Below are 21,546 nucleotides of genomic sequence, written 5' to 3'. Positions count from 1 at the left end.
TCCCGCCCGCGTATAAACGGCGGTTGAACAGCACGCGACTTCGAGAGGCCTTTCCCCATGAATCTCCCAAGTGCCGGCCGGCGCGTCCTCGTCAGCGGTGCATCGCGCGGTCTGGGCAGGGCGGTGAGCCAGGCGTTCGCGGCCAACGGCGACCGGGTCGCGGTGCATTACGGCACGCGTGAGGAGGACGCGCGGGCGACGCTCGACTCCCTTGCCGGTACGGGCCATACGCTGGTCGGCGGCGATCTGTCGGACCCCGCGGGGGCGGCCGCGGTCGCGGACGCGGCGGCCGGCGCGCTGGGCGGGATCGATGTCCTGGTGAACAACGCGGCGGTCAATGTGCGCCATCCCCTCGCCGAGACGTCGTACGAGGACTGGGCCGCGCTCTGGCAGCAGCATGTGTCGGTGAATCTGCTGGCCACGGCGAATCTGAGCCATCTCGCCGCACGCCGCATGATCGACGCGGGCACGGGCGGACGGATCGTCAACATCGGTTCGCGCGGCGCCTTCCGGGGCGAGCCGGACCATCCGGCGTACGGGGCGACCAAGGCGGCGGTGCACGCGCTGGGCCAGTCCCTGGCCGTCTCGCTCGCGCCGTACGGGATCGGGGTGGCCTCCGTGGCCCCCGGCTTCTTCGAGACCGAGCGGGTCGCGGGGCGGCTGAGCGGGGCGGAGGGCGAGGCGATCCGGGCGCAGTCGCCGTTCGGGCGGGTCGCTTCGGCCGGGGAAATCGCGGACGCGGTGCTGTGGCTGGCGTCGCCGATGGCCGAGTGGTCGTCGGGGGCGGTCCTCGATCTCAACGGGGCTTCCCACCTCCGTACATGAAGAATCTTCGTAAACAAGGTCAAGTACCCTGAATCGCCTCCAATCCGAAGATTCAGTGCAGAATGCCTTGACCGTCGGTGCCGTCGGGAATAGACATGGCCCTACCTGCTTCACCTGTAGGGGAGGCGAGCCGATGTGGACGCACGACAGGCTCGCACCCTCCATGAGAGCCGGCTGATGCAGCTGGCCAACGTGACCGGGGTGGGCATCGGGAGGGACGAGCACTCGGGCGAAGACGTCATCGTCGTCTTCGTGACCCGGACAGTGCCCCGTGACCGGCTCCGGCAGGAAGACGTGGTTCCGTACGAGCTCGACGGCATACCCGTGCGCGTGATCGCGATCGGGGACGTCGACGCCCAGCACGACGAGCCGTAACGGATCCCTGCACACGGATCTAGCGGAAAAGAAGGTGGTCTGGCGTGAGCCAGCCCGAGATGATGCGCGGCCCGACCGGCGGGCAGATCAGTGACAGCTCCCGCCATCAGGCGACGTCCGATTTCATGCGGGCCCAGTCGCCGCTCGCCAATGTGGTCGGCTTCGGCCACGGCGTGAAGTGGACCGACGGAAGGCCGACCGGCGAACAGGCCGTCGTCGTGTTCGTCACCCAGAAGGTTCCCGAGTCGATGCTGCCCGAACGGGACGTCGTCCCGCAGCAGATGGACGACGGCACCCCGACCGACGTCGTCGCGGTCGGTCACGTATCGGCACAGCGCCACCAGCAGCAGAGCGGCCGGCGCGGGGTCCCCGCGCAGGAAGGGTCGTCCTACCGCGGCGACGGCGGCGTCTCCGAGCAGCTCGCCCAGCTTTCGCAGCCGGTGCTCGAAGAGCTGCGCGAACTGGGGTCGCTCGACCCGCAGACCCTCAAGCGCCGTATGCGGCCCGCGCCTTCGGGGATCTCCGTCGGCAACGTCCGGGTGACGGCCGGCACGCTCGGCAGCGTGGTGTACGACTTCCTGCCCGGCGCCACGACCGACCCGCCGGGGCCCGGCATCGGCACCCCGCCCGCGTTCTACATCCTCTCCAACAACCACGTCCTCGCGGACTGCAACCGCGCACCGCAGGGCAGCGCGATCGTGCAGCCCGGCGTCTTCGACGGCGGGCAGGACCCGGCGGACCGGATCGCGACCCTTGACCGGTTCATCACCATCCAGTTCGCCCCGCAGATCCCGCTGGAGCGGCAGAACAATATCGTCGACGTGGCGCTCGGCAAGGTCGAGTTCCAGGACGCGACGCGCGAGCAGTACTTCAGCGGCGCGCCGCGCGCGTGGCGCCGCAAGTCCAATGTGGCGGTCGGCGACCCGGTGAAGAAGACCGGCCGTACGACCAACATCAGCTTCGGCCGCATCATCGCGACCGACGCGACGATCGACGTCAACTACGGGACCGCGGGCACGGCCCGCTTCAAGGACCAGATCCTGACGACGAACATCTCGGCGGGCGGCGACTCCGGTTCGCTGGTGACCTCCCCCGACAATGTCGCGCTCGGCCTGCTCTTCGCGGGTTCGAACGTGGTGACCGTGGTCAACCACATCGAGAACGTCCGTGCGCTGCTGCGCGTCGAAATCGCCGAGCAGCTGGCCTGACGGGAGGAGGCACCATGACCACTCAGGCACGCAAGTCGTCCAAGGGACAGTCGTCGCGCTCCGAGCACCGCTACCTCAATCCGCAGGGTGCGGAGGTCAAGACGCGTGACGAGGCCTTCGCCATGCAGCAGGACGTGACGGCGGACGCGGTGCAGACGGCCGCGAAGCTGGAACTCCACAACGGCTCGGTGACCTTCGCCATCGAGGTGAAGTACAACCCGAACACCTACCCGCACGTGGTGACCGGCGGCAAGATCAGCAGCGGCATCAGCGGCGCACCGTGGGAGATCACGGGCGGCTACATCGGCGAGCAGCTCAGGCTCGACGCGAAGCGGGCGGGGCAGGGGTCGAGCGCGAATACGGTCACGATTGTCGGCGAGTACCAGAATCCGCCGGCGTACCGGGGCACCTATGGCTTCGACGGGGCTTCGTCGTCGTTCAAGCACACGACCAAGTACGAGTGCTGACGCGGTAGTCGGGCGCGGGTGGGGCGGGGCCGGGGGCAGCTCCCCGGTCCCGCTCGATCCGCACGGGTCGCGACCCCCAGGTACGCGACCTGCGGCCGCGTGTCCTCACACGCCGGACGGGCTTGAATTTGCCGGCACCGGCTTGATCGTGCGGGTGCGGGGCAGATGCCCGTGGATCCCCGTACTCACTCGCACGATCAAGCTCGCGCCAGGCCAACTCAAGCCCCTCCGGCGATTGAGGAGCGGGGTCTGGGGCGGAGCCCCAGGATCGGGGAGGGGCGGGGTGGGGAATGGCCCCGCGCAGCGGCTCACCCGCCCCCGCCCGGCCCCGGGTCAGGCCCGTGACCTCGCCTTGAACGCCGCCTTGCGCGCGTCCTTCGCCGTCCGCTTGTCGGAGTGGAGGCGGCCCATCGCCTCCAGCACGTCCGCCGTCGCCGGGTGCTCCACCCGCCACGCCGCCTCGAAGAAGCCCGCGTGCTGCCCGACCAGGCCCTCCACCAGCCCCTGGAGCTCCTCCAGTTCCCCGTCCGCGTCCAGCTGCGCGGCAATCGTGTCGATCGCCAGCCAGAAGATCATCGACTCCGGCGGGGCGGGGACGTCCGCGGCCCCCCGCTCGACCAGCCAGACCCGCGCCAGGCCGCCCAGTTCCGCATCGTCGAGCACCCCGCGTACCTCGGGCTCCGCCTCGTCCGCGGCCACCAGCGACAGCGCCTGCTGGCAGTAGAGCCTGCGCAGCGGCCCGCCCTCGTCGCCGCCGCGGGCCGCCGAGAGCAACTCCCGTACAGCGGCGGCCGGTTCGCGCCCCTCCAGCCATCCCAGCGTCTCCGCGCGGGCCGAGGCTTCCGGGAAGTACGCCAGTGCGTCGAGCAGTACGTCGGCGCCCTTGTCCGCGAGGTCGCCGACCGCCGGCGCCTCGACGCCCGCGTCCAGCATCCGGGCCCGGATGCCGTACAGGCCCAGAGGCGTGAGGCGGACCATGCCGTAGCGCGACACGTCCTCGTCGTCGACCGGCTCCGCCGGTTCGTCGCCCGCCTCGACCATCAGCGCCTCGTCGACCGGCTGGTACTCCACGAGCCCGATCGGCTCCAGCACCCGGAACTGGTCGTCGAGGCGCATCATCGCCTCGGACACCTGCTCCAGCACGTCGTCGGTGGGCTCGCCCATGTCCTCGGGGACGATCACCGAGGCGGCCAGGGCGGGCAGCGGCACCGCCTCGCCCTCGGGGCCTTCTCCGGCCACGGTCAGCAGGTAGAGATTGCCGAGTACGCCGTCGAGGAACTCGGACTCGACCTCCGGGTCCCACTCCAGCGCCTCGAAGTCGATCTCCCCGTCCTCGCCCACGAGATCGGCGAAGTCGTCGAAGAGGGGGGCGATCGCGTCGCCGTACACGGCCTCCAGGCCGTCCAGCCACAGCCCGAGGATGTCCTGCGGGCTGCCGGAGGTGACGAGCGCCAGATTCTCGCCGGCGGTGACGGTGCCTTCGCCGTCCTCCTCCTCCGGGTCCTCGACGTCGAGGAGGCCGATGTCGACGGCCAGCCGCCACGCCTCGCTCGCGTACGCCGCCCCGTCCTCGTCGGCGACGATCCCGAGCGCCTCGGCGGCAGCGGGCAGCTGCGCCTCCACGAGTTCGCCGCCGGCGGCGACCCGCGTGTCGGGCCCGGCCCAGCGCGCGAGCAGGACGGCCCGTGCGAACAGCGGCGAGGCGAGCGCGTCCCGCGCCAGTTCCGCGTCGGAGTTCAGCCGCACCGGCGGCAGGGTCGGGCGGTCTGCGGACATCGGTGGTTCTCCTTGGCGGGGGGTGTACGGCTCGGCAGCGCCCCAGCGTAGACGCATTTCTCCCCATGCCACCCGGTTCATGTACCCGTCAGCTGTCGTCCACCGGACAACCCTTGACAACTCCCCTGCCCACGCAAGAGATTTACGCGCGTAGAACACTGAGAACGCCGCCACCCCTCGCCCCTCTCACCCCCGGAGTTCCGTGATGCCTGCCGCCCGTACTTCCAGCCTCCCCAGATCAGCCGCGGTCGCGGCCGTGGTCGCCGCCGCCCTGGGCGCCGGTCTGCTGGCCGGTGCGTCCTCCGCCTCGGCCGCCGAGGTCCGTATCCACGACATCCAGGGCGCCACCCGGCTCTCCCCGCTGGCCGGCCAGAAGGTCGAAGGCGTGCCGGGCATCGTGACCGGGATCCGTACGTACGGATCGTCCAAGGGCTTCTGGTTCCAGGACGCCTCCCCGGACGACGACGCCGCCACCAGCGAGGGCATATTCGTCTTCACCAGTTCGAACCCGACCGTCGCGGTCGGCGACTCGGTCACCGTCTCCGGCACGGTCAGCGACTACGTCCCCGGTGGCGCCTCCAGCGGCAACCAGTCCCTCACCGAGATCAGCAAGCCGACGGTGACCGTGGTCTCCTCGGGGAATGCCGTCCCCGCCGCGGTGGTCCTCAACAGCCGCTCGGTGCCCGACCGTTACGCCCCGGCGGGCGACACGGCCGCGTCGAACAGCATCAACGCCCTCACCCTGCAGCCGAAGAAGTACGCCCTCGACTTCTACGAGTCGCTTGAGGGCATGAACGTCCGCGTCGGCTCCTCCCGGGTGACGACGGCCACCGACGCGTACTCCGAGCTCTGGGTGACGGTCAAGCCGCACGAGAACCAGACGCGCAGGGGCGGCTCGCTCTACGCCTCGTACGAGGACCAGAACACCGGCCGCCTGCAGATCCAGTCGCTGATCCCGACCGCCACCGAGGCGTTCCCGACCGCCAATGTCGGTGACGTGGTCACCAGCGGCGCCCAGGGCCCGCTGGACTTCAACTCCTTCGGCGGCTACACCGTGCTGGCGACCAACTCGCTGACGGTGAAGGACAACGGTCTCCAGCCCGAGGTCATCCGCCCGCAGCGCAAGGGTGAGCTGGCGGTCGCCACGTACAACGTGGAGAACCTCGACCCGACCGACCCGCAGTCGAAGTTCGACAACCTCGCGGCGGCGGTCGTGAACAACCTCGCCTCGCCCGACATCGTCGCCCTGGAGGAGATCCAGGACAACAACGGCGCCAAGAACGACGGCACGGTCGACTCCAGCGTCACCGTGAAGAAGTTCACCGACGCGATCGTCGCCGCGGGCGGCCCCGCGTACGAGGCACGCACGATCGACCCGGTCGACGGCAAGAGCGGCGGCGAGCCCGGCGGCAACATCCGCCAGGTCTTCCTCTTCAACCCCGACCGCGTCTCCTTCACCGACATCCCCGGCGGCGATGCCACCACCGCGACCACCGTGGTGGGCGGCGGACACGGCCAGGTGAGCCTTTCGGCTTCACCCGGCCGCATCGACCCGGCGAACGCGGCGTGGGCCAACAGCCGTGTGCCGCTGGTGGGCCAGTTCGCCTTCCGCGGCGAGAAGGTCTTCGTCATCGCCAACCACTTCGCGTCGAAGGGCGGCGACTTCGCCCTCACCTCGCAGTACCAGCCGGTGCCGCGCTCCTCGGAGACCCAGCGCCACCTCCAGGCGCAGGCGGTGAACACCTTCACCCAGGAGATCCTGAAGGCCGACAAGCACGCGAACGTGCTGGCCCTCGGCGACATCAACGACTTCGACTTCTCGGACACGACGAAGCTGATCGAGGCCGGCGGCGCACTGTACTCGGGCATCAGGTCGCTGCCGAAGAACGAGCGCTACACCTACGACTACCAGGGCAACTCGCAGGTCCTGGACCAGATCCTGGTGTCACCCTCGGTCCGCAGGGGCGGCTTCTTCTTCGACAGCGTCCACATCAACTCGGAGTTCGCGGCACAGAACAGCGACCACGACCCGCAGGTGATCCACTTCCGGCCGTAGTCGCCCCGCCCGGGGCGGAGTTGCGGGGCCGGGCCCCGTTTCTCCATCCCGGTCCCGGGCGCACTCTCCGGGCGGGACGACGCCGCGTCCGGAGAAGGGGACGGTCGGCCGCCACGGCGGCCGGCCGGCTCGTCGGGGCCGGGCCCGCGGAGTGATCACGCGCCGTCGTCACGGATCGCCGCGACGGCGCGTGCCAGCAGCGACCGCAGCAACTCCCTTTCTCCCGGATTGAATTCACCGGAGATACGACGCTCGATCGCCACGGCAAGCACGTCGGCGGCCTCGAACGCCTCGCTCCCCCGGCTGGTGAGCCGCGTCTCCAGCACATTGCCGTGCCACGGGTGTGGGGTGCGCTCGACGAGGCCGCGCTCCTCCAGGTTCTTCAGCACCACGTTCATCGCCTGCGGGGTCACCAGGCAGGCCCGCGCCAGCGCCGCGGCCGAGATGCCGGGCGATCCGCTCAGGCCGAACAGCGCCGCGTACTGCGGAACCGACAGCCCGGCCGTCTTCAGCGCGGCGCTCTTGGCGGCGATGAGCTCCTGCTCCGCACGCTTGATGTCGAGGCCGAGGCGGTCCTCGGGAGGCATAGTCACCTGACGAGCATAAGAGGTGTGCACATCGTCAAGATATTGATAATGTTCAACATCATGATGATCCCCGAGAGTCACCTCGACCTGCTCACGCGCCCGCTCTTCGTCCACCTCGCCACCAAAGGGCCGCACGGAATCCCGCACGTCAACCCGGTATGGGCCATCTGGGACGGCGAGTTCCTGCGCTTCACGACGAGCACCGACCGGCGCAAGCACAAGAACGTCGTAGCTGATCCACAGGTCTCCATCTCGGTCAACGACCCGGACCAGCCGTACCGCTATCTGGAAGTGCGCGGCGTGATCGAGCGCATCGAGCCGGACCCCGAGGGCGCCTTCTTCGACGTCCTCGCCCAGCGGTACGGCCTGGAGTACGAGGCCCCGGTCGGCGACGCCGAGCGCCGCGTCGTCCTGGTGATGCGCCCCTCCCACACCACCTCCCAGTGACGCACCTTCCGAAGACGGCACGGTGACCGGGGCAACGCCTCGTCCGCGCATACCCTCTTGACTCCCGGCAGTCGCGGGTGCGGAGAGCGGAGCAACACATGGAACGGCCGGCGTGGAGTCGCAGAGTCTTCCTGGGGGCGGTCGCCGCCGCGGGTGCCGCGGGATGCGATACGGAGGGGACCGGCCGGTCCGGGCGGAGCACCTCCGGGCGCCCGGCCTCGCCCGCCGCGAAGGCCTCGGGCCGGGAGAACGACCAGAGCGGTGACGCGGACTGGCGGCTCAAGGGGCGCGGCGGGCAGCGCGAGATCGAGGGGTACGCGGACCGGGTGAGCGTCGCCCGCGGCGAGCCGTTCCGGCTGCATGTGCACACGACCGCGAAGACGTTCAGGGCCGAGGCGTTCCGGATGGGCTGGTACGGAGGCGCGCTGGCGCGCAAGGTCTGGGAGTCCCCGTCGGTCAAGGGGCGGCAGCAGCGGCCCGCCTCCGTCCACCCGGCGACGTACACCGTCTCGACGCGCTGGGACGCGGACGCGGAGGTGTCCACCAAGGACTGGCCCGAAGGGGCGTATCTGATCCGGCTGACCGCGGCGAGCGGCGGCCAGCGCTATGTGCCGATCACCGTGCGGTCGGCCTCCACGCACGGCCGTGTCGTCCTGGTCAACGCCGTCGCGACCTGGCAGGCGTACAACACCTGGGGCGGCCACAGCCTCTACAACGGCCCCGGCGGCAAGGGCGACGACGCGCACCGCTCGCGCGCGGTCAGCTGCGACCGGCCCTATCACCGGGACGGGGACGGGCTGTTCCTCACGTACGAGCAGCCGGTCGTCGCGCTCGCCGAGCGGCTCGGGCTTTCGCCGGCGTACGTCACCAACATGGACATCGAGCGCGACCCGAAGCTGCTGGTGGGGTCCACCGCGGTGATCAGCCTCGGGCACGACGAGTACTGGACGCAGCCCATGCGCGACCGGATCACGGCCGCCCGCGACCAGGGCACCAACCTCGCCTTCCTCGGCGCCAACGCCTGTTTCCGGCGCACCCGGCTGGAGCCGACCTCGCTCGGTGCGCACCGCCTGGTCGTCTGCTACAAGAACGACTGGCCGCAGGACCCCGGCCGCCCCGAGGGCGGGTACCCGACCACCAACTTCCGTGAGCCGCCGCACGCCCAGCCGGAGAACTCCCTGACGGGCACGCTCTACGAGTCCAATCCGACGACCGCCGACTATGTCGTCACCTCGCCGGGCCACTGGCTCTTCGCGGGTACGGGCGTGAAGCAGGGCGAGAAGTTCCCCGGTCTGGTCGGCACCGAGTACGACCGGGCCAACGGCTCGGAGTCCACGCCGCGCCCCATCGAGGTGATCTCGCACTCGCCGCTGACCTGCCGCGGGATCAACTCCTTCGCCAACTCCGCCTATTACACGGCCAAGAGCGGTGCGGGGGTCTTCAACACCGGCACGATGCGCTGGATCGGCTCGATCAACGGGGACGGCGGGCACGGCATCGACGCCCGTACGGCGAAGTTCACGTCGAAGGTCACAGAGAATCTGCTGCACGCCTTCGCGGCGGGGCCAGCCGCCCGCGCGCATCCGGCCCACGACAACCTGGACCGCCTCCACCCGTACGCGGGCGACCCCACCTGGTCCCGCGAGAACCTCTGGTAGGGCCTTCTACGCGGGCCAGCGCCCTGTCACCCGCCGGACCCCTTCGGCCCCACCGCGGTCGACGGCCGCCTTGACCACGGAGAATATCGCCCCGTGCAGGGCGGCCGAGATCAGCACCTCGCGCCATGCGCGCTCGTCGTCGAGCGGGTCGGGGGCCTCCCGCCCGTCCCCGACGAGCCGCCAGGCCCGGGTGCAGAGGGCGCCCGCGAGCATCCCTCCGCCCATCCCGAGGATCAGACCCACGGGTTTGTAGCACAGGCTCATCTTCCGCTGCTTACTTGCCATGCTCTCCTCCGGTCAGTCTCGCCAACTGCCCCTGGAACCAGTCGAGTCTGGCCTGGAGCAGGGCCGCCTCCGCAACCAGTTCGGCGGCGGTGACCGCGGTGTCGACATCCGCCTCGGGCGAGGCGATCACCCGCAGCCCCTCGCCGCCGAGCCGTGCGAAATCGGCCAGCGAGAGTGGTGTGCGTCCTCCGGCGCATGCCCCGCAGACCGGCTCCAACACCTGCCAGCCGGGCCGGCCCCACCCTCCGTCGGCCAGTCCGGTCGAGGTGCGCCGGCAGGCGCAGGGGCCGACGGTCGCGCTGCGGACCCGCTGGCGGGCGTAGCGCATCCCCAGCTCGAAGCGGATGTACGCGCCGAGCACCGCCACGTCCAGCAGGACCGCCTTGCGGTACTCGGCGGCGCAGAGCAGCGCCTGTGCCTCGCACCGCTCGTGCAGGGCGTGGAATCCGCAGTCGCAGAAGCGGGACGGGGAGCGGTGGCGGCGCCCGTACGCGCACCGGGCGTCGTCCAGTACTCCGTACGGCAGGGCCGAGCCGATCGAGATGCCGAGGAACCCGGCCCGGGTGCCGTCCTGGGACAGCACCGGGTGGGCGATCTTGTAGCCGGTGGGCGGCTCCGTCGGGCGTTCCTCGGGGAGCCGCAGCCTCATCGGGCGGCCGTCACCTCTGCGGGCTCCGGCTCGGGGAGCGCGAGGTCCCCCGACTCCGGGAGCTCGTCGACCTGTTCGACCTCCATGGGCCGCTCTTCCGCGATCCCCGTGGCGAGTGCCTTGCCGAGCCTCATGGCGACCTCCGCATGCGCTGTGGACGTAACTCACCGATGGCGCCATGGTGACGCACAGGACCGGCCCCCGCCAAGACCGCCTTCCGGCCGGACTGTTCAGCGTTGCTCACGCTTCACCCCAAGAAGAACTAAGTGGACCTTCACGCTCCAGCCGTCGGACACTGCCCTTATGACCACAACACGCCCTTTCGGCCGCGCCCTCTGCGCCATGATCACGCCCTTCACCGCAGCGGGCGCCCTGGACCTGCCCACCGCACAGAAGCTGGCGGCCAGGCTGGTTTCCGAGGGCTGCGACGGCCTCGTCCTGAACGGCACCACGGGCGAGTCCCCGACCACGTCGGACGCCGAGAAGACGGCACTGGTACGGGCGGTGCGCGAGGCGGTCGGCTCCGCGGCGCATGTGGTGGCGGGCGTGGGCAGCGCGGACACGCGCCACACCGTCGAGCTGGCGCGGGCGGCCGAACAGGCGGGCGCGGACGGCCTGTTGGTGGTCACCCCGTACTACAGCCGCCCGCCCCAGCCCGCCGTCGAGGCGCACTTCCGCACGGTCGCGGACGCGACCGACCTACCGGTGATGCTGTATGACATCCCGGGCCGCACGGGCACCCGGATCGAGCCGGAGACGATGCTGCGGCTGGCGAAGCATCCGCGCATCGCGGCGGTCAAGGACTGCGCGAACGACCTCCTCGGCGCCACCAAGGTCATCTCCCGTACGGATCTCGCCTACTACTCGGGCAGCGAGGAGATGAACCTTCCGCTGTACGCGGTGGGCGGCGCGGGCTATGTCAGCACGGTCGCGAACGTGGCCCCGCGCCAGGTGCGGGCGGTGCTCGACGCGTATGACGCAGGTGACACGGCACAGGCGGCCCGCCTCAACCACCTCCTGCTCCCCCTCACCGAGTTGATGATGGCGAGCGGCCTGCCGGGCACGGTCACGGCGAAGGCGCTCATGGACGCGGGCCCGGTCCGCGAACCACTGCAGCCCGCCGGGCGCGAGGCGACCGACGGGCTGCGGGAGGCGTACGAGGCCCTGCTGCGGGGCTAGTTGCCAGTTGTTAGTTGTGGCTGTGGAGGACCTCGTTGAGGCCGCCCCAGACCGCGTTGTTCGGGCGGGCCTCGACCTTGCCGGTGACCGAGTTGCGGCGGAAGAGGATGTTCGAGGCGCCGTTCAGCTCACGGGCCTTGACGATCTGGCCGTCGGGCAGCGTGACGCGCGTACCCGCGGTGACGTACAGACCGGCCTCGACGACGCACTCGTCGCCCAGCGCGATTCCGACGCCGGCCTCGGCGCCGACCAGGCAGCGCTCGCCGATGACGATGCGGACGTTGCCGCCGCCCGACAGCGTGCCCATGGTGGAGGCGCCGCCGCCGATGTCGGAGCCGTTGCCGACGACGACTCCGGCGGAGATGCGGCCCTCGACCATGGAGGTGCCGAGCGTCCCTGCGTTGAAGTTGACGAAGCCCTCGTGCATGACGGTGGTGCCCTCGGCCAGGTGCGCACCGAGGCGGACGCGGTCGGCATCGGCGATGCGGACGCCCTTGGGGGCGACGTAGTCCGTCATACGCGGGAACTTGTCGATGGACGTCACCTGGAGGTGGAGGCCCTCGGCGCGCGCGTTGAGCCGTACGGTCTCGATGTCGTCGACGGCGACGGGACCGAGCGAGGTCCAGGCGACGTTGGCGAGCAGCCCGAAAAGCCCGTCGAGGTTCTGGCCGTGCGGCTTCACGAGCCGGTGGGAGAGCAGGTGCAGTCGCAGGTACGCGTCGTGCGCGTCCAGCGGCTTGTCGTCGAGCGAGGCGATGACGGTACGGACGGCGACGACCTCGACCCCACGACGTGCGTCGGCCCCGATCGCCTTGGCGGCGCCCGCACCCAGCAGCTCGACGGCACGCTCGGCGCTCAGGCGCTCGGTGCCGGCGGGACCGGGCTCGGCGGTGAGCGCGGGGGCGGGGAACCACGTGTCGAGGACGGTGCCGTCGGAGGTGAGGGTGGCGAGGCCGGCGGCGACGGCGCCGGTGGAGCGTGAAGAAGTCGTTTCGGTCATGTCCGAACGCTAACCGGCGGGGGCGTGCGCGGGCGAACCGGTCTCAGCGTCCGAGCCCGCCGAAAGCCCCGCCGCGGGTGCGCGCCGCCGCCCCGCTCCGATCAGGACCGCCCCCGCCGCCCCGGCGAGTACCGCGCTCAGCGGCCACAGCACCCCCGGCGCGGCGGAGTACAGGGCGCCGCCGAGGGGCGGGGCGAGGACGACGCCGCTCACGGAGACTCCCGCGTACAGCGACTGGAAGCGGCCCTGGGCGTGGTCGGGTGCCTGGTCGGCGACGTACGCGGTGGCCGGGGTCTTGTAGAGGATCTCGCCTGCGGTGAGCAGCACCATCATCGCGACGGCCACCAGCACGGACGCCCCCAGGATGAGGGCGGCGTAGCCGAGGCCGACCAGGACCAGCCCGGCGCCGACCACGGTGAGGGGAGCCCGTTTGCGCAGGGCGATGGTGGCCGGGAGTTCCAGGCAGAGGATCAGTCCGCCGTTGATCGCGATCACCCAGCCGTAGACGGCGGTGGAGATGCCGTGGTCGCCGAGGAAGACGGGCACGGTGGAGAAGAGCTGGCGGTAGACGATGTCCGCGCAGAAGATGGTGACGAGCAGCAGCAGGACGGTGGGCCGCGCCTTCAACTCCCGCCAGATGCCGGGTGCTTGGGCGTCCCGCGCGCCGCGCGCCCGCTGCGCCCCGTGCGCGGGCAGCACCCGGGAGGCGTAGGCGGCGAAGAGCAGACTGCCGATGCCGTCGATGACGAAGAGCCAGGTGTACGAGAGCGAGGCGGCGACCAGCGCTCCCATCGGCGCCCCCACGGTGAATCCGGCGTTGCTCGCGAGCCGCATCACCGCGAAGCCCTGGCGCCGGCTGCCTTCGGGTACGGAGACGGCGACGAGGGCGGAGTTGGCGGCCCTGACCACGCCCGATGCGTACTGGCAGAGCGGCAGGACCGCGTACAACGCCGGGGTCGGCAGGACGGGCAGCGCGATGAGCCCGGCACCGCTGAACGCGGCGGCGGCGAGCAGGACCCGGCGGTGGCCCCACCGGTCCCCGTACCAGCCTCCGGTGAAGTTCCCCGCGACGATGCCGACGCCGCCGATGCCGCTGAGCAGGCCCGCCTGGGCGAGGGGCAGGCCGCGCTCGCCGGTCAGGTAGACGAAGAGGTAGATGAAGGTGAAGGCGACGGCCGCGTTGAAGAAGAGGCCGAAGGCCAGCAGCCAGACGGTTCTCGGTATCTCCCGCACGGTTTTCACGCTGCCGTCCCCCACTTGAGTAAGTTCCCTTAAGGAACGGACTATGGCAGCATGCTTCCCACAGGTCAACGGCCGAGACGAAGGAGCCGGTCATGCCCCAGCGCACCAGCCTCAACGACGCCGACTGCGCGATCGCCCAGGCCCTGGACGTCGTCGGCGACTGGTGGACCCTGCTGATCGTGCGCGACACGGCACGCGGGGTGCACCGCTTCGACGCGCTCCAGCGGGAGCTGGGCATGTCCCGCAAGGTGCTCACCGAGCGGCTGAAGCTGCTGGTCGACGCGGGCGTGCTGTCGCGCGAGCCGTACCAGGACCGGCCGCCCCGCCACGAGTACCGGCTCACTCCGCGCGGCCGCGCCCTGTTGCCCGTACTGATCGCACTCCAGGACTGGGGAGACGCCTGGGTGCTGGGAGAGGGAGAGATGATGGCGACGACGACCGAGGCCTCGCAGGAGGCCGGGCGGGTGCACGGGCTGATCGGCACGCGCCTGCCGGAGATCCAACTGCTGGATTACGACGGCGAATTGCGCGATCCGGTGTCCCAGGAGACCGCGCACACCGTGCTGTACTGCTTCCCCAGCGCCTACGCCCGGCGCGACGGCTACCCGCCCGGCTGGGCGGGGATCCCGGGCGCATCGGGGTGCACGCTCGAATCGTGCACGTACCGCGACCAGCTCGCGGAGTTCACCGCGGCGGGTGCGAGCGTCCACGGCGTCTCCACCCAACGCCCGGACGAGCAGCGGGCGTTCGCCGACAAGGAAGGGCTGCGCTTCCCGCTCCTGTCGGACGCCGACCTCACCCTCGCCGCGGCCCTGCGCCTGCCGACTTTCAGGGCGGCCGGCGTGAGCCGCCTCAAGCGCCTGACGCTGGTGGTGGACCGTGACCGTACGATCCGCGAGGCGATCTACCCGATCACCGACATCGAGGCGAGCGTCCAGGCCGCCCTGGCCGCCGTCAGGCGATGACGCGGGCCAGCATCTCGCGGGTCTCGACGGGGTCGAACTCCCGCCCGGTGAGCAGGAGTTGGATGACGAGCCCGTCGATCAGCGCGACCAGGGCATGGGCGGTGGCGGGCGAGTCGACGTACCCCCCGATCACCTCGACGAGCCCGTCGAGCCACTCCGCGGCGACCGGCCGCAGCGCCTCGCGGCGCAGGGCGGCGAGGTAGAGCTCGTACTCCAGGAGCATCCGGCCGCGGTCGCCGCCGACGAGGCGGCCGAGCAGCCGGGTGATCCGGTCGGCGAGCGGATCGTCGCTCTCGCCGAGGATCCGCGCCCAGCCGTCGACGGCGGTCTGCGGCTCGCCGTTGACCTGCCGCAGGGCGGCCACCAGCAGCTCGTCGAGGGTCTTGAAGTGGTACGTCGTCGAGCCGAGCGGCACATCGGCCTCGGCGGCGGCCGAGCGGTGGCTGAGACCGGCGATGCCCTTCTCCCCCACGACCCGGATCGCGGCGTCGATGATCCGCTGCCGGCGGTCGGGGTCGAAGCGGCGGGCCATCAGTGGGAGCCGCCCAGATTGAGCAGCACCACGCCGCCGATGACCAGGGCGATGCCCGCGAGCTTGGCGGCGCTCGCCTGCTCCCCCATGAAGAGCATGCCGATGGCCGCGATGGCGGCGGTGCCGATGCCGGCCCAGATCGCGTAGGCGGTGCCCACGGACATGGACTTGAGGACCTGGGCCAGGAGCGCGAAGGCCAGGACGTATCCGACGACGGTGATCAGCGAGGGCCAGAGCTTGCTGAAGCCCTCGCTGTACTTCATGGCGGTGGTCCCGCCGACCTCTGCCGCGATGGCCGCGGCCAGCAGTACGTAAGGCATGTGTACTACCGTACACAACGGCCCGGCTCACCGCCGACGGCCGACGCGCGAGGCGCCACACCGCACAGACGCCGGGACCCGGCCGCGTCACGAAGGGACGGCACACCAAAGACCCCGGCCACGCCAGCAGTACGCCGCGCCCGCGCGGACCGCGGGCCACGACCGTCGCCGCAGAGCCCCTACCCGCCGTATACGTAAGGCGTCGTCGTGCTGAGCCGGGCGAAGCCGAGGCGCTCCAGGATGGGCCGGCTGTCGTCCGTGGCGTCGACCTGCAGATAGCGGTAGCCGCGTTCGGCCGCGATACGGGCCCGGTGCGCGACCAGCGCCCGGTAGATCCCCTTGCCCCGCCACTCCGGGGCCGTCCCCCCGCCCCACAGACTCGCGAAGTCCGTCCCCGGCTGGAAATCGATCCGTGCCGAGCACACCGCCCGGTCGCCCGCCATGGCCACCACGGCGACGATCCCGTCCGGGTCCCGTGCGAGCTGGGTCAGCACCTGGTGCTGGAGCCGCGCACTGTCCGAACCGAAGGCCTCGTCGTGGGCCTCCCCCATGAGCCGTACACCGGCCGCATCGGTGACGGTCAACAGCCGTACGCCGTCCGGCAGTCGGACCTCCGTCGGCTGATCCGCCACCTCCGCCACCATCAGCGCCTCGGCGGGCTCCGCCACGAACCCGGCCGCCGCGAGCCGCGCCCCCAGGTCGTGCGGCGCGTCGTGGGAGTAGAGCTTCCACTCGAATTCCAGCCCCAGCGCCCCGTAGTGCTCCACCTGCGCCGCGATCGCCGCATCCGCGCCGTCCTCGGTCAGCTCCGAGAAGAGGACCCCGTTCCAGTCGCCCTCCCCACCCGTCTGCCGTACGACACCGCCCGCTCGCTCCACCCGAACACCGGACCCGTCCCCCGGTGTGTCCCTGCGCATCTGCCGGTCGAAGACCGCACGTACCGCATCACTGTTCATGCGGCCACTCCAGCACCCGGCCCCACCTGCGGCAACCAGATATCCACAGGCCCCGTAGCATGCGAAACGAAGACGATCACGAACCTGGAGGTACCCCCGGTGGACCGCTCCCCGATCATCCTGGACAGCGACCCGGGCCTCGACGACGCCGTGGCCCTGCAATACCTCCTGGGTACGGGCCTGTGGGACCTCAAAGCCTTCACCGCGGTCGCCGGCAACGTCCCGCTCGACCTCACGTACCGCAACGCACGCGCCCTGACCCGCGCCCTGCGCATCGACGGCGACGTCCCCGTGCACCGCGGAGTGGGCCGCACCTTCAGCCGGATCAGCCCGGACTCCGGCGGCTTTCACGGCCAGAACGGGCTGGGCGAGGAGGTCATCCCCGACTCCACGGCGCCCCACCAGAGCGAGTCCGCGGTCCAGGCGATCCTGCGGCTCTCCAAGCAGTACGAGGGCGAGCTCACCCTGGTCGCCACAGGACCGCTGACCAACGTCGCCGCGGCCCTCATCGAGGACCCGGACCTGGCGCACCGCCTGAAGAAGCTGGTCTTCATGGGCGGCGCCGTACGCACCGGAAACATCACCCCCGTCGCCGAGTTCAACGTCTGGGCCGACCCCGAGGCCACCGACATCGTGGTCAGCTCCGGAGCCCCGTACACGATGGTCGGCCTGGACGCGACGCACGCCTGGCGCTTCACCCACAACGACCTGGACACGCTCGTGGCGGCGGGCCCCGGCCAGGAGCTCACCGCGAACCTCATGCGCCACTACCTCACGTCGTACGACGTGAACGCCGGCGAGAGCGACTGCCCGCTGCACGACCCCCTGGCGGTGGGCGTGGCCGCCGACGAATCGTTCATCACGGCGGCCGAGGGCACGGTCGTGGTGGAGTGCGGCAGCGAACTCACCCGTGGCCAGACGGTGTTCCTCCCGGCCGCCGAGGCCCGTACGTACGCGTACAGCAGCTTCATCACGGACCGCACCCACCTCACGGGCCGGGTCGCCCTGGGCAAGGGCCCGCGCAATTTCAGCGCCCACTTCACCGAGACGCTGCTGCGCTGGCCGTCCGCCGTCGGCTGAGGAGGTATCCGGCCGACCGGTCAGGAATCAAGAAGCGAGGTCCGGGGGCCGGAGCTAGCGTGGATTCCGGTCGGCCCCGCCGGGTCGGCACGACCCACGACAGCGGGAGCGACCATGACCGACTCATCCACCCAGGGCATCAAGACGGTGCTCCACCCCGTCTCCGACCTCGATGCGGCGAAGGCGGTCTACACCGCCCTGCTCGGTGCGGAGCCGACGGCCGACTCGCCCTACTACGTCGGCTTCGACGCGGCGGGCCAGCACATCGGCCTGGTCCCGGGCGGCGGAGCCGAGGGCGCGACGTCACCTGTGACGTACTGGCATGTGCCGGACATCGAGGCAAAGCTCTCCGAAGTGACCGCCGCGGGTGGCAAGGTGAAGGAGCCCGCCCACGACGTGGGCGGCGGCCGCCTGGTGGCCACATTCACCGACCCCGACGGCAATGTCCTCGGGCTGCTCCAGGACAGCTGAGCCCCCGCCGACACCCGCCGCCGCACCCCAGGAGACACGGACCCACCATGGCCACGAGGAAGAGCACGCCGGCACCCGAGCCGCACACCGCCGACAGTCACGACCTGATCCGCGTTCTCGGAGCACGCGTGAACAACCTCAAGGACGTCAGCATCGAGATCCCGAAGCGCCGCCTCACGGTGTTCACCGGGGTCTCGGGCTCGGGCAAGAGCTCGCTGGTGTTCGGCACGATCGCCGCGGAGTCGCAGCGGCTGATCAACGAGACCTACAGCACCTTCGTGCAGGGCTTCATGCCGACGCTGGCGCGCCCCGAGGTCGACGTACTCGAAGGTCTGACGACCGCGATCCTCGTGGACCAGCAGCGGATGGGCGGTGACATCCGCTCCACCGTCGGCACCGCCACCGACGCCAACGCGATGCTGCGCATCCTCTTCAGCCGCATCGGCAAGCCGCACATCGGCTCGCCCCAGGCCTTCTCCTTCAATGTCGCCTCGGTCAGCGGCGCGGGCGCCGTGACCATGGAGCGCTCGGGGCGGACCGTGAAGGAGCGCCGCGAGTTCTCCATCACCGGCGGCATGTGTCCGCGCTGCGAAGGCCGGGGCTCGGTCACCGACTTCGACCTGACGCAGTTGTACGACGACACCAAGTCGCTCAGCGAAGGGGCGATCACGGTCCCGGGCTACAGCATCGACGGCTGGTACGGCCGGATCTTCAAGGGCTGCGGCTTCTTCGACCCGGACAAGCCGATCCGCAAGTTCACCAAGCGCGAGCTGAACGACCTGCTCCACAAGGAGCCGACGAAGATCAAGGTCGAAGGCATCAACCTCACGTACGAGGGCCTGATCCCGAAGATCCAGAAGTCGATGCTGTCCAAGGACGTCGACGCGCTGCAGCCGCACATCCGCGCCTTCGTGGAGCGGGCGATCACCTTCACCACCTGCCCGGAGTGCGAGGGCACCCGGCTGAGCGAGGCCGCCAGGTCCTCGAAGATCAAGCGGATCAACATCGCGCAGGCCTGCTCGATGCAGATCAGCGACCTGGCCGACTGGGCCCGCGGCCTCAAGGAGGCCTCGGTGGCGCCGCTGCTCGCGACGCTGCAGCAGACCCTCGACTCGTTCGTGGAGATCGGCCTCGGCTACCTCTCGCTGGACCGCCCTTCGGGCACGCTGTCGGGCGGCGAGGCACAGCGCGTGAAGATGATCCGCCACCTCGGCTCCTCGCTCACCGATGTCACGTACGTCTTCGACGAGCCCACCGCCGGCCTGCACCCCCATGACATCCAGCGGATGAACGACCTGCTGCTGCGGCTGCGGGACAAGGGCAACACGGTGCTCGTGGTGGAACACAAGCCGGAGACGATCCGGATCGCCGACCACGTCGTGGACCTGGGCCCCGGCGCGGGTACGGGCGGCGGCTCCGTCTGCTTCGAGGGCACCGTCGAGGGACTGCGGGCCGGCGGCACCATCACCGGCCGCCACTTCGACGACCGGGCCGCCGTCAAGGAGTCGGTACGCAAGCCCACCGGCGCGCTGAAGATCCGCGGCGCGAAGGCCAACAACCTGCGGAGCGTGAACGTCGACATCCCGCTCGGGGTGCTGACCGTCGTCACCGGCGTCGCAGGCTCCGGCAAGAGCTCCCTGGTCCACGGCTCGATCCCGGCCGGCGAGGGGGTCGTCTCCATCGACCAGGGCGCGATCAAGGGCTCGCGGCGGAGCAACCCGGCGACGTACACCGGGCTGTTGGAGCCGATCCGCAAGGCCTTCGCCAAGGCCAACGGCGTGAAGCCGGCCCTGTTCAGCGCCAACTCCGAGGGCGCCTGCCCCCATTGCAACGGCGCCGGGGTCATCTACACCGACCTGGCGATGATGGCGGGCGTGGCCACCCCCTGCGAGGAGTGCGAGGGCAAGCGCTACCAGCCATCGGTCCTCGAATACCTCCTCGGCGGGCGCGACATCAGCGAGGTGCTGTCGATGCCGGTGAGCGAGGCCGAGGAGTTCTTCGCCGACGGCGAGGCGCGCCTCCCTGCCGCGCACAAGATCCTTGAGCGGCTCTCGGACGTCGGCCTCGGCTATCTCACCCTCGGCCAGCCGCTCCCGACCCTGTCGGGCGGCGAACGCCAGCGGCTCAAGCTGGCCACGCACATGAGCGAGAAGGGCGGCATCTACGTCCTCGACGAGCCGACCTCGGGTCTCCATCTCGCCGACGTCGAGCAGCTGCTGGGCCTGCTGGACCGCCTCGTCGACTCCGGAAAGTCGGTCATCGTCGTCGAGCACCACCAGGCGGTCATGGCACACGCCGACTGGATCATCGACCTCGGCCCCGGAGCCGGTCACGACGGCGGCAAGGTCGTCTTCGAGGGCACCCCGGCCGAGCTCGTCGCCGACGGCTCCACGCTCACCGGCGAGCACCTCGCGGCGTACGTCGGGAACTGACCGGTCAGGGAGCGAACTTCACAGCCAGCCAGTTGCTGAAGGCCTCGACGCGGGGCCGGCTGCGGGTGTTCTGGAACGCCCGGATCAGCCACTCGCCGCCGTCCCCGCGCACCAGCAGATAGGTCTGTACGGACCGAGCGCGCCGGCCGGGCTCCTGGCGCCGGCCCTTGAGCACGCCGCCGCGCGAGTGCAGCAGCGCGGTGTCGGGCCCGAGCAGGACGACGTCGTCGATCTCCGCCCAGAGCCGGGAGCCCTTGAGGACCCCGTCGAAGAGGCCGCGATGCCCTTCCGCGACGCCGCCCCGCCCCACCATCCGGCCGCCGAAGAAGGTGACGTAGTCGGCGTCCTCGGTGAAGGTGCGGGCGTACGCGTCCGCGTCGCCCCACGCCGCACGGTGCACCTCGAAGGCGGTGTGGATGTCACGGACCGACTCATGGACGTTCCCGGCGACCTTCATGGCTTCTCCCTGGCTCGCTTCGGCTAAGATTGCTTGCACACATGCAATATATGCATGTGTGCATGTAATGGCAAGAGGCATCACGCGGCATCCCGACGAGAGGCGAACACCCATGGCCGACCAGGACCGCGCGGACCAGCTCCGCTCCCACGCCGCCACGTACCGCGCCTATCTCACCGCCGTCGTCCTGCACGGCCAGACCGCGGCCGACACCCTCGGCCAGAGCTCCACCGACCTGTACGCCCTCAACATCCTTCAGCTCGCGGGCCCCATGACGACCGGCGCCCTGGCCGAGCGCACCGGCCTCACCCAGAGCGCCACCACCCGCCTCGTCGACCGCCTGGAGCGCAGCGGCTGGGCCCGCCGCAACCCCGACCCCGCCGACCGCAGGCGCGTCCTGGTCGAGGGCGTCCCGCCGACCCGCGAACAGGACGAGGCGGCCTTCGGCGAGGCCCGGCGCCGGATGGCCGAGGTCTTCGGCGCCTTCAGCGAAGCCGAACTGAACGTCCTCTTCCGTTACTTCGCACAGGCCACCACCGCTCTGACCGGCTACGGTGTCCCGTCCAAGACATGACACGG

The 21,546-nt window shown here is 70.7% G+C and carries 24 protein-coding genes; 13 read left to right on the top strand and 11 right to left on the bottom strand.

All coding sequences use genetic code 11. From position 1 onward, the window contains the following. Positions 1 to 57: 57 nt before the first annotated feature. The 4 genes from AB0H78_RS32405 (at position 58) to AB0H78_RS32390 (ending at position 2,875) form a co-directional block, all read left to right on the top strand. Positions 58 to 825, top strand: coding sequence for an SDR family oxidoreductase (locus AB0H78_RS32405; protein ID WP_363238283.1), 768 nt, complete (start codon positions 58 to 60; stop codon positions 823 to 825). Positions 826 to 960: 135 nt separating this feature from the next. After that, a complete protein-coding gene (locus tag AB0H78_RS32400) occupies positions 961 to 1,200 on the top strand; it encodes a hypothetical protein (protein WP_363238282.1) in 240 nt (79 codons plus the stop codon). 44 nt (positions 1,201 to 1,244) lie between these two features. Next, positions 1,245 to 2,408 (top strand): hypothetical protein, encoded by a 1,164-nt coding sequence (locus tag AB0H78_RS32395; protein ID WP_363238281.1) that lies wholly within the window; start codon positions 1,245 to 1,247, stop codon positions 2,406 to 2,408. A 14-nt stretch (positions 2,409 to 2,422) separates the two neighbouring features. After that, positions 2,423 to 2,875 carry a hypothetical protein gene (locus AB0H78_RS32390; RefSeq protein ID WP_363238280.1) on the top strand — a complete coding sequence of 151 codons (453 nt, stop codon included), beginning with the start codon at positions 2,423 to 2,425 and terminating at the stop codon, positions 2,873 to 2,875. Positions 2,876 to 3,208: 333 nt separating this feature from the next. On the opposite strand, the gene AB0H78_RS32385 is transcribed toward AB0H78_RS32390, so the two are convergent. Beyond that, positions 3,209 to 4,651: a hypothetical protein gene (locus tag AB0H78_RS32385; protein WP_363238279.1), complete on the bottom strand. Its 1,443-nt coding sequence runs from the start codon at positions 4,649 to 4,651 to the stop codon at positions 3,209 to 3,211. A 205-nt stretch (positions 4,652 to 4,856) separates the two neighbouring features. Between AB0H78_RS32385 and AB0H78_RS32380 the strand changes: the two genes are divergently transcribed. After that, positions 4,857 to 6,707, top strand: a complete 1,851-nt coding sequence (locus AB0H78_RS32380; RefSeq protein ID WP_363238278.1) for an endonuclease/exonuclease/phosphatase family protein — start codon at positions 4,857 to 4,859, stop codon at positions 6,705 to 6,707. A gap of 155 nt (positions 6,708 to 6,862) precedes the next feature. Here the strand turns inward: AB0H78_RS32380 and AB0H78_RS32375 are convergent, their stop codons facing one another. Next, positions 6,863 to 7,294 carry a MarR family transcriptional regulator gene (locus AB0H78_RS32375; RefSeq protein WP_363238328.1) on the bottom strand — a complete coding sequence of 144 codons (432 nt, stop codon included), beginning with the start codon at positions 7,292 to 7,294 and terminating at the stop codon, positions 6,863 to 6,865. Between the two features lie 48 nt (positions 7,295 to 7,342). Between AB0H78_RS32375 and AB0H78_RS32370 the strand changes: the two genes are divergently transcribed. Together AB0H78_RS32370 and AB0H78_RS32365 are read left to right on the top strand one after the other, a co-directional pair. Beyond that, complete coding sequence (locus AB0H78_RS32370) at positions 7,343 to 7,741, top strand: PPOX class F420-dependent oxidoreductase (protein ID WP_363238277.1); 399 nt, start codon at positions 7,343 to 7,345, stop codon at positions 7,739 to 7,741. Positions 7,742 to 7,839: 98 nt separating this feature from the next. Further along, on the top strand, positions 7,840 to 9,399 hold the full coding sequence (locus AB0H78_RS32365; RefSeq protein WP_363238276.1) for a N,N-dimethylformamidase beta subunit family domain-containing protein: 1,560 nt from the start codon (positions 7,840 to 7,842) through the stop codon (positions 9,397 to 9,399). A gap of 6 nt (positions 9,400 to 9,405) precedes the next feature. Here the strand turns inward: AB0H78_RS32365 and AB0H78_RS32360 are convergent, their stop codons facing one another. From AB0H78_RS32360 to AB0H78_RS32350, 3 genes are read right to left on the bottom strand one after another with little or no spacing between them, the layout of a single operon-like run. Continuing rightward, positions 9,406 to 9,684: a DUF4235 domain-containing protein gene (locus AB0H78_RS32360; protein WP_363238275.1), complete on the bottom strand. Its 279-nt coding sequence runs from the start codon at positions 9,682 to 9,684 to the stop codon at positions 9,406 to 9,408. Next, positions 9,674 to 10,333 carry a hypothetical protein gene (locus AB0H78_RS32355; RefSeq protein ID WP_363238274.1) on the bottom strand — a complete coding sequence of 220 codons (660 nt, stop codon included), beginning with the start codon at positions 10,331 to 10,333 and terminating at the stop codon, positions 9,674 to 9,676. The genes AB0H78_RS32360 and AB0H78_RS32355 overlap by 11 nt, the downstream gene beginning before the upstream one ends. Then, the gene (locus tag AB0H78_RS32350) at positions 10,330 to 10,467 is read right to left on the bottom strand and encodes a hypothetical protein (protein ID WP_363238273.1); all 138 of its coding nucleotides are present in this window, start codon (positions 10,465 to 10,467) and stop codon (positions 10,330 to 10,332) included. Before AB0H78_RS32350 ends, AB0H78_RS32355 begins: the two co-directional genes overlap by 4 nt. A gap of 169 nt (positions 10,468 to 10,636) precedes the next feature. Between AB0H78_RS32350 and dapA the strand changes: the two genes are divergently transcribed. Next, positions 10,637 to 11,512 carry a 4-hydroxy-tetrahydrodipicolinate synthase gene (gene dapA / locus AB0H78_RS32345; protein ID WP_363238272.1) on the top strand — a complete coding sequence of 292 codons (876 nt, stop codon included), beginning with the start codon at positions 10,637 to 10,639 and terminating at the stop codon, positions 11,510 to 11,512. Positions 11,513 to 11,522: 10 nt separating this feature from the next. Here dapA and dapD read toward each other — a convergent pair whose 3' ends face one another. Further along, a complete protein-coding gene (gene dapD, locus AB0H78_RS32340) occupies positions 11,523 to 12,512 on the bottom strand; it encodes a 2,3,4,5-tetrahydropyridine-2,6-dicarboxylate N-succinyltransferase (protein ID WP_363238271.1) in 990 nt (329 codons plus the stop codon). A gap of 9 nt (positions 12,513 to 12,521) precedes the next feature. After that, entirely contained in the window at positions 12,522 to 13,754 is a 1,233-nt protein-coding gene (locus AB0H78_RS32335; RefSeq protein ID WP_363238270.1) for an MFS transporter, read from the bottom strand. Positions 13,755 to 13,846: 92 nt separating this feature from the next. On the opposite strand from AB0H78_RS32335, the gene AB0H78_RS32330 reads away from it, so the two are divergent. Next, positions 13,847 to 14,719, top strand: a complete 873-nt coding sequence (locus tag AB0H78_RS32330) for a winged helix-turn-helix transcriptional regulator (protein ID WP_363238269.1) — start codon at positions 13,847 to 13,849, stop codon at positions 14,717 to 14,719. Here AB0H78_RS32330 and AB0H78_RS32325 read toward each other — a convergent pair. The 3 genes from AB0H78_RS32325 to AB0H78_RS32315 form a co-directional block, all read right to left on the bottom strand. Then, positions 14,709 to 15,251 carry a TetR family transcriptional regulator C-terminal domain-containing protein gene (locus tag AB0H78_RS32325; RefSeq protein ID WP_363238268.1) on the bottom strand — a complete coding sequence of 181 codons (543 nt, stop codon included), beginning with the start codon at positions 15,249 to 15,251 and terminating at the stop codon, positions 14,709 to 14,711. The genes AB0H78_RS32330 and AB0H78_RS32325 overlap by 11 nt on opposite strands. After that, positions 15,251 to 15,571: a multidrug efflux SMR transporter gene (locus AB0H78_RS32320; RefSeq protein ID WP_363238266.1), complete on the bottom strand. Its 321-nt coding sequence runs from the start codon at positions 15,569 to 15,571 to the stop codon at positions 15,251 to 15,253. The genes AB0H78_RS32325 and AB0H78_RS32320 overlap by 1 nt, the downstream gene beginning before the upstream one ends. A 179-nt stretch (positions 15,572 to 15,750) precedes the next feature. Then, positions 15,751 to 16,527: a GNAT family N-acetyltransferase gene (locus AB0H78_RS32315; protein ID WP_363238265.1), complete on the bottom strand. Its 777-nt coding sequence runs from the start codon at positions 16,525 to 16,527 to the stop codon at positions 15,751 to 15,753. Positions 16,528 to 16,626: 99 nt separating this feature from the next. Between AB0H78_RS32315 and AB0H78_RS32310 the strand changes: the two genes are divergently transcribed. The 3 genes from AB0H78_RS32310 (at position 16,627) to AB0H78_RS32300 (ending at position 20,510) form a co-directional block, all read left to right on the top strand. Next, the gene (locus AB0H78_RS32310; protein ID WP_363238264.1) at positions 16,627 to 17,607 is read left to right on the top strand and encodes a nucleoside hydrolase; all 981 of its coding nucleotides are present in this window, start codon (positions 16,627 to 16,629) and stop codon (positions 17,605 to 17,607) included. A 114-nt stretch (positions 17,608 to 17,721) separates the two neighbouring features. Next, a complete protein-coding gene (locus AB0H78_RS32305; RefSeq protein WP_363238263.1) occupies positions 17,722 to 18,078 on the top strand; it encodes a VOC family protein in 357 nt (118 codons plus the stop codon). Between the two features lie 47 nt (positions 18,079 to 18,125). Next, positions 18,126 to 20,510 (top strand): excinuclease ABC subunit UvrA, encoded by a 2,385-nt coding sequence (locus AB0H78_RS32300; protein WP_363238262.1) that lies wholly within the window; start codon positions 18,126 to 18,128, stop codon positions 20,508 to 20,510. 4 nt (positions 20,511 to 20,514) lie between these two features. Here AB0H78_RS32300 and AB0H78_RS32295 read toward each other — a convergent pair whose 3' ends face one another. Then, a complete protein-coding gene (locus AB0H78_RS32295; protein WP_363238261.1) occupies positions 20,515 to 20,967 on the bottom strand; it encodes an SgcJ/EcaC family oxidoreductase in 453 nt (150 codons plus the stop codon). A 112-nt stretch (positions 20,968 to 21,079) separates the two neighbouring features. Here AB0H78_RS32295 and AB0H78_RS32290 point away from each other — a divergent pair, with 112 nt between their 5' ends. Further along, complete coding sequence (locus AB0H78_RS32290; protein WP_363238260.1) at positions 21,080 to 21,541, top strand: MarR family transcriptional regulator; 462 nt, start codon at positions 21,080 to 21,082, stop codon at positions 21,539 to 21,541. Positions 21,542 to 21,546 lie beyond the last annotated feature (5 nt).

The organism is Streptomyces sp. NPDC050738 (assembly GCF_040654175.1).
Classification (GTDB): domain Bacteria; phylum Actinomycetota; class Actinomycetes; order Streptomycetales; family Streptomycetaceae; genus Streptomyces.
The sequence above is the reverse complement of the archived record's forward strand: the minus strand, read 5'-3'. Positions and strand labels throughout refer to the sequence as shown.